The organism is Acidovorax facilis (assembly GCF_023913775.1).
Taxonomy (GTDB): Bacteria; Pseudomonadota; Gammaproteobacteria; order Burkholderiales; family Burkholderiaceae_C; genus Acidovorax; species Acidovorax facilis.
The window spans coordinates 1-10,730 of the sequence record NZ_JAMXAX010000177.1 but is presented as its reverse complement, the minus strand read 5'-3'; the positions used below and the strand labels follow the sequence as shown (position 1 = coordinate 10,730).

The 10,730-nt window shown below is 66.3% G+C and carries 11 protein-coding genes; 4 read left to right on the top strand and 7 right to left on the bottom strand.

Annotation, left to right across the window (positions count from 1 at the left end; translation table 11 throughout):
- Window positions 1-1,829, top strand: a 1,829-nt coding sequence (locus tag NFX52_RS27690; RefSeq protein WP_252635919.1) for a GspE/PulE family protein, incomplete at its 5' end; no start/stop codon positions are given.
- A 143-nt stretch (window positions 1,830-1,972) separates the two neighbouring features.
- On the opposite strand, the gene NFX52_RS27685 is transcribed toward NFX52_RS27690, so the two are convergent.
- Genes NFX52_RS27685 through gstA form a run of 3 tightly spaced genes read right to left on the bottom strand, consistent with a single transcriptional unit; the run spans window position 1,973 to window position 3,213 of the window.
- On the bottom strand, window positions 1,973-2,350 hold the full coding sequence (locus NFX52_RS27685) for a nuclear transport factor 2 family protein (protein WP_055400737.1): 378 nt from the start codon (window positions 2,348-2,350) through the stop codon (window positions 1,973-1,975).
- On the bottom strand, window positions 2,347-2,574 hold the full coding sequence (locus NFX52_RS27680; RefSeq protein WP_055400735.1) for a tautomerase family protein: 228 nt from the start codon (window positions 2,572-2,574) through the stop codon (window positions 2,347-2,349). The genes NFX52_RS27685 and NFX52_RS27680 overlap by 4 nt, the downstream gene beginning before the upstream one ends.
- Window positions 2,575-2,604: 30 nt before the next feature.
- On the bottom strand, window positions 2,605-3,213 hold the full coding sequence (gene gstA / locus NFX52_RS27675; protein ID WP_055400733.1) for a glutathione transferase GstA: 609 nt from the start codon (window positions 3,211-3,213) through the stop codon (window positions 2,605-2,607).
- Window positions 3,214-3,324: 111 nt separating this feature from the next.
- Here gstA and NFX52_RS27670 point away from each other — a divergent pair, with 111 nt between their 5' ends.
- Window positions 3,325-4,242 carry a LysR family transcriptional regulator gene (locus tag NFX52_RS27670; protein ID WP_055400731.1) on the top strand — a complete coding sequence of 306 codons (918 nt, stop codon included), beginning with the start codon at window positions 3,325-3,327 and terminating at the stop codon, window positions 4,240-4,242.
- A 33-nt stretch (window positions 4,243-4,275) separates the two neighbouring features.
- On the opposite strand, the gene NFX52_RS27665 is transcribed toward NFX52_RS27670, so the two are convergent.
- The 4 genes from NFX52_RS27665 to NFX52_RS27650 are packed head-to-tail and all read right to left on the bottom strand — an operon-like array spanning window position 4,276 to window position 8,400.
- Window positions 4,276-4,674: a DNA-binding transcriptional response regulator gene (locus NFX52_RS27665; protein ID WP_055400729.1), complete on the bottom strand. Its 399-nt coding sequence runs from the start codon at window positions 4,672-4,674 to the stop codon at window positions 4,276-4,278.
- Window positions 4,671-5,168 (bottom strand): GAF domain-containing protein, encoded by a 498-nt coding sequence (locus tag NFX52_RS27660; protein ID WP_055400728.1) that lies wholly within the window; start codon window positions 5,166-5,168, stop codon window positions 4,671-4,673. The genes NFX52_RS27665 and NFX52_RS27660 overlap by 4 nt, the downstream gene beginning before the upstream one ends.
- 40 nt (window positions 5,169-5,208) lie before the next feature.
- The gene (locus NFX52_RS27655; protein WP_055400726.1) at window positions 5,209-6,657 is read right to left on the bottom strand and encodes a CheW domain-containing protein; all 1,449 of its coding nucleotides are present in this window, start codon (window positions 6,655-6,657) and stop codon (window positions 5,209-5,211) included.
- Between the two features lie 12 nt (window positions 6,658-6,669).
- Window positions 6,670-8,400 (bottom strand): methyl-accepting chemotaxis protein, encoded by a 1,731-nt coding sequence (locus tag NFX52_RS27650; protein ID WP_176887915.1) that lies wholly within the window; start codon window positions 8,398-8,400, stop codon window positions 6,670-6,672.
- A gap of 174 nt (window positions 8,401-8,574) precedes the next feature.
- Between NFX52_RS27650 and NFX52_RS27645 the strand changes: the two genes are divergently transcribed.
- A complete protein-coding gene (locus NFX52_RS27645) occupies window positions 8,575-9,213 on the top strand; it encodes an MBL fold metallo-hydrolase (protein WP_055400722.1) in 639 nt (212 codons plus the stop codon).
- 299 nt (window positions 9,214-9,512) lie between these two features.
- The gene (locus NFX52_RS27640; RefSeq protein ID WP_055400720.1) at window positions 9,513-10,577 is read left to right on the top strand and encodes a GGDEF domain-containing protein; all 1,065 of its coding nucleotides are present in this window, start codon (window positions 9,513-9,515) and stop codon (window positions 10,575-10,577) included.
- Window positions 10,578-10,730 lie beyond the last annotated feature (153 nt).

Sequence of the window (10,730 nt, the reverse complement as noted above, 5' to 3'; positions counted from 1 at the left end):
AGCTCTCCGCCCCCCATCCCACCGTCGGCAAGGCGCGGCACCTGGGTGAGGCGCTGATCCACGCCGGCATGTTGTCCCCGTCGGCCCTGCAAGACGGCCTGCAGGCCCAGCAGCAGGAGCGCAGCGCCGGGCAGAACCGGCTGATCGGGCAGATCCTGGTGGATGACGGTGTCTTGACACAGGAGCAGTTGCGCCAGGTCATTGCCGCGTGGCTGGGCGACTACACCGTGCACCCCGGCGACATCACCCCCGATCCGGCGGCCCTGGCCATGGTGCCCCGGGCGATGGCAGAGCGTGAATCGGTGCTGCCGCTGATTGCCCGCGATGACGCGCTGGTGCTGCTGATGGCCGACCCGCTCGATCGCGTGCTGCTGGACGAACTGCGGTTTCTCACGCAGCGGCGGCTCATTCCGCTGCAGGCCGCGCCAGGCACGCTGATGCCCGCCATTCACCGCGCCTACCGCACCCAGTCTGGCGGCGCCGACGCCACCACCGCTGCCCGCGCCACCTCGCGCGAGCTGGCCGCCAACCTGGGCAGCACCGTCCCGGACGCAGACTCCGAGCAGGCCGACGTGATCAGCGAGTCGGACAACACCCTGGTGCGGCTCATCAACTCGGTGATCGACGAAGCCATCCACCACCGCGCGTCCGACATCCACATCGAGACCGAGCCCGCGCCGCAGAACGTGCGCATCCGCCTGCGCATCGACGGCGACCTCACGCCCTACCTGGAGCTGCCCGCGCGCTACCGCTTTGCGATGGTGGCGCGCATCAAGATCATGGCGGGCATGGACATCTCCGAGCACCGCAAGCCCCAGGACGGCAAGATCGACTTCGCGCGCTTCGGAGGCCCACCGGTGGAGCTGCGTGTGGTTACCGTGCCCACCTCGCGCGGACTGGAAGACGTGGTGCTGCGCCTGCTGGCCGGTGCCAAGCCCCTGCCGCTGGAGAACATCGGCCTGAGCCAGCCCAACCTGCTGGCGCTGCGCTCCGTGGTGCAAAAAAGCTATGGCCTGGTGCTGGTGTGTGGCCCTACGGGCTGCGGCAAGACGACCACGCTGCACTCGGTGGTGCGCGACATCAACACCGCAGGCCGCAAGATCTGGACGGCCGAAGACCCCATCGAGATCACGCAGGAGGGCCTGCGCCAGGTGCAGGTGAACCCGCGCATCGGCTGGACCTTTGCCGCCGCCATGCGCACTTTTTTGCGGGCCGACCCCGACGTGATCATGATCGGCGAGATGCGCGACGAGGAAACCGCGCGCATCGCCATCGAGGCCTCGCTGACGGGGCACCTGGTGCTGTCCACCCTGCACACCAACTCGGCGCCCGAGAGCATTGCGCGGCTGCTGGAGATTGGCCTGGACCCGTTCAACTTCTCCGATTCGCTGCTCGCCATCCTGGCCCAGCGCCTGGTGCGCCGCCTGTGCACAGCCTGCCGCGAGCCGCGTGTGGCCGACCACGACACGCTGCTGGGCCTGGCATCGCAGTACCTGGACAGTGGCACCAACAACTCCCCCGAGGCCCGCGAGGCACAGGTGGCGCGCTGGCGCCAGCAGCACGGCGGCGCACAGGGCGAGCTGCGCCTGTGGCGCCATGTGGGCTGCACGAAGTGCGATGGCCATGGCTACCACGGCCGGCTGGGCATCCATGAGCTGATGATGAGCGACGAGACCATTCGCCAGCACATCCGCCACCGCGCCCCCGCCTCGGACATCCGCCATTCGGCACTGGCCGCGGGCATGCTGACGCTGCGCCAGGACGGCATCGAGAAGGTGCTGCAGGGGTTGACCGACATGTCGGAAGTGGTCGCGGCGACCAACCTGTGAGGCGGGCCCACCGCCGATGATGCCTGCCGCCGGTTTTTAGCCAAATTGGGCTCTAGCGCTTATCTGGCAAGCGCTAGCAGCTATCAATCAATGAGTCCTTCCGAGAAGAGGAACTCGCCCACCGGCTTGCGCGCACCGCCGCCTCAGCGATCCAGTTCGTAGTGAAACACCTTGGCAATGATCTGCCAGCGCCCGTCCACGTGGATCAGGGTCAGCAGGTCGGTGAAGTGCTTGGGCAGGATGGCGCATTCCACCCTGGCCAGAGCCGTCACCGGCCCGGCAAACTCGATGGACAGGATGCGCTCCTGCACCGTCTCGCCCCGGCTGGCGGGCGAGGGGCGCTGGTCCACGATGGGGAAATATTCCTCCATGCGCAGAATCACCGCAGGCTCGGCCGTGGCGCAGGCATAGACCGCCTGCGGGTGGAACACGCGGCGCAGGCGCTGTGTATCGCTGTGGCACAGGCCGTCGAAATATTCCTGCAGCACGGCGGCGACTGCGTCAAAGCGCGGGTCACTCATGGCGCGCTCCCGCCGGCGGCGGCGCGAGCGCGCTGGCGGCGCACGGTCACCGTTTCACCGGCCACGCCCCAGTTGTCGGTCTCGACCTCGTCGATCACGACAAAGGTGGTGGCGGGCTCCTTGTTCAGAACGCGCACCAGCAAATCGGTGGCGCCTTGGATCAGCGCCGCTTTTTGCGCACTGCTGACGCCTTCACGGGTCACTTTGATGTTGATGTAAGGCATGGCTATTCCTTGGGATGAAGCAAAGGCCTCTCAGCCCAGCAGCCCTTCGGCCCGCATCGCGGCCTGCACGGCGGGGCGCGCGGACACGCGGCGCAGGAAAGCCTGCAGATGCGCCAGATCGCTGATATCCAGCTTCACGAACTTGGCCCAACCCAGCACCACAAAAAGGTAGGCATCGGCCGCCGTGAAGTGCTCGCCCGTCAGGTAGGGGCCGTGCTGCAGCTGCGCGTCCAGCCAGTCCATCTTCTTGCGCAGCAGAGCGGCCAGCGTGGCCTTGGCGTTGTCGTCCAGCCCGGCGTGGAACAAGGGCGTGAAGGACTTGTGCAGCTCGGTGCTCACGTAGTTCTGCCACTCCATCACCCGGTAGCGCGCCAGCGTACCAGCTGCGGGCATGAGCTGCGTGGCCTGGGCCTGGTCGGCGATGTATTGCGCAATGACCGGGCCTTCGGTGAGGCGGGAGCCGTCCGCCAGCTCCAGCACAGGCACCTGGCCTTTGGGGTTGATGGCATAAAAATCGCGCCCGTCCGCCGTGCGGTGGCGCTCGGTATCGACCTTCTCCAGGTCGAAGGTGAGGCCACATTCGCGCAACAGGATGTGGGGCGACAGGGAGCAGGCGGCGGGAGAAAAGTACAGCTTCATGGGGTTGCCTTTGGAGCGTGGTGGAAAGATGAAGCGATGGTATTGAGGATGCAAACAGCAATAAACTAGGCTTCAGGAATTTCACTGATTACATGAAGTAATAAACAGAACATGGCGCGCCAATTTGACGACCTGAAGCTGGGCAGCATCGAACTGTTCTGCCTGACCGCGCAGTGGCAAAGCTTCACGGCCGCCGCCCAGGCGGCCGGGCTGACGGCGGCAGCCGTGAGCCGATCGGTGGCGCGCATGGAGGCGCGCCTGGGCGTGCGGCTGTTCCAGCGCACCACGCGCCAGGTGCGGCTCACCGACGCAGGCAAGCGCTACTACGAGCAATGCCGCCAGGCGCTGGGCCAGCTGGCCGAGGCAGAACGCGAGCTGTCGGGCCAGCAGCAAAGCCCGGCAGGCCTCGTTCGCTTCAGCCTGCCCACCTCCTACGGGCACTGCCGCATCCTGCCCCTGCTGCCCGCATTTGCGCAGGCCTACCCCGACGTGGAGCTGGAGCTGCAGTTGAGCAACCGCAACGTGGACTTCACCGAAGAAGGCTTTGACCTGGCCGTGCGCGGTCGAGCCCCCATCGACTCGGGGCTGGTGGCGCGCAAGCTGGAGGACGCCGCCCTGGTGGTGGTCGCTGCCCCGGCGTACCTGGCGCGTTGCGGCACGCCGCATGCCATCGCCGACCTGGCGGCGCACGAATGCATCCAGTTTGTGCTGCCCAGCAGCGGCCAGGCGGTGCCATGGATACTGCGCGACGCCGCCGGGCGCGATGTGGAGGTGCCCACCCAAGGCCACCTGCGCTGCGCCGCCGACATCCTGGGCCCCGTGACCCTGGCGCGTGCAGGCGCAGGGCTGCTGCAGACCTACCGTTTCATTGTGGAAGCCGATCTGCACGGCGGCGCCTTGCAGGAGGTGCTGCCCGCCCATGCCGGTGCCTCTCGCCCGTTTTCGCTGCTGTACCCCGCCAACCGGCACATGCCGCTGCGCGTACGCGTGCTGGTGGATTTCCTGGTGCAGCGGCTCGCTGCGCGATAAAGCTCCCCCGTGACCAGGGCGCAAACAGACGGGTCAGGATGCGGGCGCACCCTCCTCTTGCACGCCCACGATGGCGTCGAGCAGTTCACTGATGCGCACCGGCTTGCCCAGCACCCGCGCCACTCCCAGGCCCTGCAGACGTTCGACGTCCACTGGGTTGCCACCGCCCGCCAGCACCACCACCCGCGCATCGCGCGGCGCAGCGAACCGACCCTGCCGGAGATCGCTGAGTAGCTCCAGGGCCTGCGGGCCCTCTTGGAGGTCCAGGACCATTCCATCAAAAGCATCGGCTGCCAGCATCGCGCGGGCCCGGCCCACGCTGCTGGCCTCGTGGAAATCCACCATGCCGAGATCGCGGGCCACCATGACCATGGTGCGCCGCAGCACGAACTGGGGTTCGATCAGCAAGATCCGGGGCAGCGGCGCGGTCATTCCTCGCCCTCTTGTCCCGCCAAGGTCTCGTTGGCGAGACGGCGCAGTGCATCCAGAATCGACCGTTCCACCCGCCCCAGGGTGCGCGGCACGGTGTCGATCACGCACAGCGTGCCAATGTGGTGCCCACCCGGGGCGCTGAGCGGCGCCCCCGCATAAAAGCGGATGTGGGGGTCTCCGGTCACCAACGGGTTGTCGGAAAAGCGCGGGTCACTGCTGGCATCCTCGACCACAAACAGCTCATCCTTCAGGATGGCGTGCCCACAGAAAGAGATCTCGCGCGGAGTTTCTGTGGCATCCAGGCCCACACGCGACTTGAACCACTGACGCTGCCCGTCCACCAGCGTGAGCAGGGCAATGGGCGTACCCAGCTGCTCGGCGGCAAAGCGTGCGAGGCGGTCAAAGCGCTCTTCGGGCGGCGTATCCAGAAGCAACAGGGCGCGCAAGGCGTTCAGTCGTTCGTCCTCATCAGCAGGTAGGGGTGCGGGGGTCATGGTGAATCCTGTGTTGGCGGTAGGTTGGTGTCTTGGCAGCTCAGCCCAGCAGATAGGCCATCTGAGCAAGATCGACGACCACCAGATTGGCGTGGTCGTCCACCGCACCTTGTGCATTGATCAGCCCCAGCTCACCCATGGCCCCCATGCGCATGCCGCTGCGCCGCGCGCTGTGCGCGGGCAGCCAGTCGCACAGGCTGCGGATGCCGATGCCGATAGGTGCTGCACAGTCCCCGGGTGCCTGGACGAGCACCGCCAGGAGCGGGTCGGGCGGCGCCGCCGACCGGCCAATGGCGGGCAGGTTGACGACACGGATGGTCTGGTCACGCCAGGCAAGAACGGCCTGCCGCCCCTGACGAAGATCGTCCCGGGCCTGCGGAGGGATCTCCACCACACCCACAATACCCTCCACCGGAGAGGCATAGCGCTGATCGGCAGCGAAGACCAGATAAGGCACGGGCTCGGCGGCGTCTGAAGGCACGGCGCCGTTGCGAGGCGCCGATGCGGCAGGGGCGACGCGGCTGATCGATGCCCCCGGGGTAAGGCTGAACAGCTTGTCCACATCCAGTACCTGCAACTTGCCCAGATCGGGTCTCAGGACCACACCGGCCATCACGGCATCCTCGGGCGTGCGGGCTACCTCGTCGGGAGCCACATCGACAAACTGCTCGCACTCCGAGACCGTCAGCCCAAGCACGAGCGGCCCCTGACCCACCAGCACCATCCACGGTGCCGCCTGGCGATCGCTGGCCTGGCGGCCTTCACTGATGTCCACCAGCGGCAGCTTGCGCTCCCGCCACTGGCCAATGGCCCAGGTGCGGTCATTGCGCCCCAGCGCAAGATCCGTCGCAGGCAGGGGCACCACCTGCTGCACGGCGGCCACAGGCACGGCCCACCGCTCACTCCCGATCAGGAACACCGCGAACCGCTGCGCTCTGGCGCCCGGCCTTTGCACCGCCAACGCCGCTGCGCCCGCAGACCTTGCGAGGGCCAGCTCCGCCGCCGCACACCAGGCCTGGGCCAGCCGCATCAGCCGTGCCACTTCCAGAATGCACAGCGTGGGGGCCGCTGCAGACGCAGGCACCACCGACTCGAACAGCTCGTTGTCGTCCGGCGTGTGGTGCAGCCTGCGCACGCCTTCCGCAGCCACCGGCTTCACGCCCAGCACAGCGTCCACGCGAACGCCCACCAGGGCGTCTGCATGCTGCAGCACCAGCAGCCTTGAAGCGCCGTTGTCCTCATCGTCCGCCGCCGACAGCGGCAGCCAGCGCTCCAGCGCCACGATGGGCACGGCCGCACCCGCCACATCGGCGACACCCTGCAACGCGCCACTGCGGCGCGGCAGCACCGTCAGGCCCTGGGGCGGCAGCGGTACGGCCTGGCGAACCTGTTCAATGGGAATGGCGATATCGCAGCCGCCCACACGCACATGCACATGCGGAATCACCGCAGGGCTGGTAGTGGCCGGGGGCGGGTTCAGGTCCTGCATCGCAAGCAAGGCTCAATCCGCCTGGCGCGGGCTGCCACGGCCCTGCAAGTCTTCAAGCAGCCGGGCCACATCTTGCGTCGAATGCTCCTGCTCCTCGGTCGCAATGCGGATCTCGCTGATCGAGCGCGTTGTGGCTTCGACCGCGCCCAGGATGCGCGAGAACGCCGCATCCACCTCCTCGGACAGGCGACTGCCCTCGGCAACGCGGCTGACGGTCTGGTGGATCAGCTTGGCAATCTCGCGCGCGGCCAGCGACGACTTCTCGGCCAGCTTGCGCACTTCGTCCGCCACCACCGAAAAGCCCACCCCTTGCTCGCCAGCGCGCGCGGCCTCGATGGCCGCGTTGAAGGCCAGCAGATGGGTCTGGCTGGAGATCTCGCTGATCGTGTCCACAATTTCATGGATGTCCGAAGATGAACGCTCGATGGCGAGGATCGCGTCCCGCGAACGGCGCACCAGCCCGCTGCCGTCGCCCGCCTCGCGCTGGGTCTGCTCGGCCAGCTCGGTGGAGCGGCCGGCACTGCGCGCCAGCCGCTTGATCGCATCGCTCATGGCATGGAGCACGGCGGTGATGTCCTGCACTTTCTGCGCCACCGCACTCTCGCGCTGCACCTGTGCGGTGATGTCGATCGCGTACTTGACCACCTTGTAGGGGCGGCCATCGACATCGAGGATGGGGTTGTACGTGGCCTGGATCCAGACCTCTGCGCCGTGCTTGCCGATGCGACGATAGCGTGCGCTCTGGAACTTGCCCTCGCCCAGATCCGCCCAGAAGTCACGGTAAGCCCGGCTTTGCACCAGGCCGGGCTCGCAGAACATGCTGTGGTGCTGGCCGCGAATTTCTGCCAGGGTGTAGCCCATGGTGCGCAGGAAGTTCGGATTCGCCACCAGCACGTTACCTTGCATATCGAACTCGATCACCGCTTGCGACAGGCTGATGGCGTCGATCTTGCCCTTGGTCTCGGTGGCGGACGTCATGTCGTGCGTGATGTCGACAGCGAACTTGACCACCTTGTACGGCTTGCCGGTGACGTCCAGGATCGGGTTGTACGAAGCCTGCAGCCAGATCTCTTTGCCCTCCTTGGAAAGGCGGCGATAGCGCCCGGCAAAGAACTCGCCACGGCCCAGGCGCGCCCAAAGGTCTGCATATTCGCTGGAGGCTGCAAACTCGGGTTGGCAGAACATGCGGTGGTGCTGGCCCACGACCTCGTCACGTCCATAGCCGAAAGCGTCCAGAAAGTTCGTGTTGGCGTCCAGAATCCGGCCCGTCAGGTCGAACTCGATCACAGCCTGCACCCGGTGGATCGCTGCGATCTTGCCCTCAAAGTCCGCCTGCTGTGCCCGCTGCGCGGTGATGTCGGTGGCTAGCTTGACCACACCCACCGTACGGCCCTCGGCATCCCGCACGGGGTTGTAAGAGGCCTGCAGCCAGACCGGCTTGCCCGCCTTGGTGACCCGCAAAAACACATCCTCGCGCACCTGCCCGGCGCGCAGTCCCTCCCACAGTGCCCGGTACGACTCGCTGGCCGTCACCTCGGGCGGACAGAACATGCGGTGGTGCTGGCCCAGGACCTCATTGGCGCTGTAGCCCATCAGGTCCAGAAACAGGCTGTTGGCCCGCAGCACCCGGCCCTCCAGGTCAAACTCGACCACGGCCTGCACATGCTCTAGCGCCGCCAGCAAAGCAGCAGTGCGCGCGGCCTCCTGGGGGGCGGATGGGAGGGTTTCGGTAGAAATGTTCATGGTGAAGTGTCGGTTGGGGCCCCAAGCGCCACGGGCTGATCGCCTGGATGAGGGATTCGGGGTAGAGCCCTTTGCGCGGTGGCGGCGAGCCGCCAGCATCTGGCGGCAAATGCAACCAGATGAAACGCTTGAACGAGTATGGCTTAATTTTGCTTTTCTGGCACAACCAACCCCATGCTCCGGTACCTCACCATCCCCGTCACCGCGTTCCAGCAAAACTGCTCCCTCGTATGGTGCGACGCCACCCACAAAGCTGCCGTGATCGACCCCGGCGGCGACCTGGAGGTGCTGCTGACAGAGATCCAGCGCCTGGGCCTCACCCTCGAACAGGTCTGGCTCACCCACGCCCACATCGACCACGCGGGCGGTACAGGCGAGCTGGCAGAGCGGCTTTCGCTGCCCATCGTTGGCCCCCACCCGGGCGACCAGTTCTGGATTGACGGCCTGCCGCAGCAAAGCGCGATGTTTGGGTTTCCGCCCGCGCAGCACTTCACGCCCACGCGCTGGCTGCACGATGGCGACACGGTGCAGATCGGCAACGAGACCCTGAACGTGCGCCACTGCCCCGGCCACACGCCTGGGCATGTGGTGTTCCATGCGCCGCAGATCGACCGGGCGTTTGTGGGCGATGTGCTGTTTGCGGGCAGCATGGGCCGCACGGATTTCCCGCAGGGCAACCACCAGCAGCTCATCGACAGCATCACCCAGCGCTTGTGGCCCATGGGCAACCAGACGGTGTTCATCCCGGGGCATGGGCCCGAGAGCACTTTCGGGCGTGAGCGCCAGAGCAATCCCTACGTGGGCGGGACCTGAGACGTGCCTGAAGAGCCTCAGAAACGTCCCGCAGCGCTTCACTGCACATCGCCTCATTAGTATCTTTTTGATAGCTGCCAGCGCTTGATGGACAAGCGCTAGCGGCCAATCCGACTACTACTTTCTCCTTTTAGGAGGTAGCTACGCCGCCCCCAGGCGCCCGCCCGGGGCGGATATGCGTTGCAAAAGCGGCCAGTTCTGCGGACCGCCGATGGTCTGCATGCTTACGATGTATCGTGTTGTAAGCAGCTTGTGGCACCCTTGCCCAGGCTCCATCCGCCCCGCCCCGCTTTCGCGCCATGAACCCCACCTTCAAGCCACGCCCTCCCCTAGCACCGCAGCGTGGCTCCAGCCTGGCGGGCAAGGCCTACTGGGCCATGGTGCAGCGGGTGGCGCTGACCGCTGCGGCCATCGATGTCGGCTACATCGCGCTGTTTTTGTGGCTGGGCTCGCTACCCCTGGCGGCCATCAACGTGGTCAGCATCGGCATGTACCTGGGCGCATACCGGCTCATACAGAAACGCTACAACGTGGCCGGGCTGTTGCTGATCTGGCTGGAGGTGGTGGGGCATTCGGCATTGGGTTCGCTGCTCATCGGCTGGGACAGCGGGTTTCACTACTACCTGCTGATGTTCATTCCTGCCATCGTGATTGCCAATACGCGCGGGTATGCCGCACCGATGGTGCTGGCGTTGCTGGCGTACTACCTGGGCCTGCATGCACTGAGCAGCCACCTGGGCCCGCTCGACCCCCTGCCCGCCCGCAGCGTCAACATCGTGAACTGGGTACACATCTGTCTGGTGTTCGCCATGTCGGCCGCGCTGTCGGCCTTTTACCGCCGCACGATCCTGATCGCGGAGGCCCGCTTGCGCAAGCAGGCCACGCTCGACCCGCTGACCGGCCTGGCCAACCGCAGCCACTTCGAAGCCCTGTCCACCAACGCGCTGGCGCGCAGCCAGCGCGACGGTGCGCCAGTCACCCTGCTGCTGTGTGATGTGGACTTGTTCAAACGCATCAACGACCAATACGGCCACGCCGTGGGTGACGAGGTACTGGTGGCCATGGCCAAAGTGCTGGCCGCCAACCTGCGCGAAGGGGACGTGCTGGCGCGTTGGGGCGGTGAGGAGTTTTTGGCGCTGATGCCCGCCAGCCCGCTGGACGCCGCCTGCGCCACCGCCGAACGCATCCGCACCGCCATCGAGCAAACGCCACTGGACGTGGGCCAAGCGCCCATCGCGCTGACCATGTCGTTTGGCGTGGCCCAGGTGCACAGCGCCGAAGACCTGCAAGCTGCCATTGCACGCGCCGACAAGGCGCTGTACCAAAGCAAGAACGCGGGCCGCAACCGGGTGAGCGTGGCATAGCTCCACGGCAGCCAAATTCTTAGTCAAATTGGCCGCTATCGCTTGGCGGCCTCAATTCTGAAGTGCAACACCGAGAATTGAGGCCAAGATGACACAGAAGAATTACCAGCAGTTGAGCCAGAGCGAACGCCACGCAATAGCCCTGGGACTGCA

Coding starts and splice junctions, on each gene's coding strand:
- NFX52_RS27685 (WP_055400737.1), bottom strand. CDS start 2,350: ATGAGTGACCCGCGCTTTGACGCAGTCGCCGCCGTGCTGCAGGAATAT.
- NFX52_RS27680 (WP_055400735.1), bottom strand. CDS start 2,574: ATGCCTTACATCAACATCAAAGTGACCCGTGAAGGCGTCAGCAGTGCG.
- gstA (WP_055400733.1), bottom strand. CDS start 3,213: ATGAAGCTGTACTTTTCTCCCGCCGCCTGCTCCCTGTCGCCCCACATC.
- NFX52_RS27670 (WP_055400731.1), top strand. CDS start 3,325: ATGGCGCGCCAATTTGACGACCTGAAGCTGGGCAGCATCGAACTGTTC.
- NFX52_RS27665 (WP_055400729.1), bottom strand. CDS start 4,674: ATGACCGCGCCGCTGCCCCGGATCTTGCTGATCGAACCCCAGTTCGTG.
- NFX52_RS27660 (WP_055400728.1), bottom strand. CDS start 5,168: ATGACCCCCGCACCCCTACCTGCTGATGAGGACGAACGACTGAACGCC.
- NFX52_RS27655 (WP_055400726.1), bottom strand. CDS start 6,657: ATGCAGGACCTGAACCCGCCCCCGGCCACTACCAGCCCTGCGGTGATT.
- NFX52_RS27650 (WP_176887915.1), bottom strand. CDS start 8,400: ATGAACATTTCTACCGAAACCCTCCCATCCGCCCCCCAGGAGGCCGCG.
- NFX52_RS27645 (WP_055400722.1), top strand. CDS start 8,575: ATGCTCCGGTACCTCACCATCCCCGTCACCGCGTTCCAGCAAAACTGC.
- NFX52_RS27640 (WP_055400720.1), top strand. CDS start 9,513: ATGAACCCCACCTTCAAGCCACGCCCTCCCCTAGCACCGCAGCGTGGC.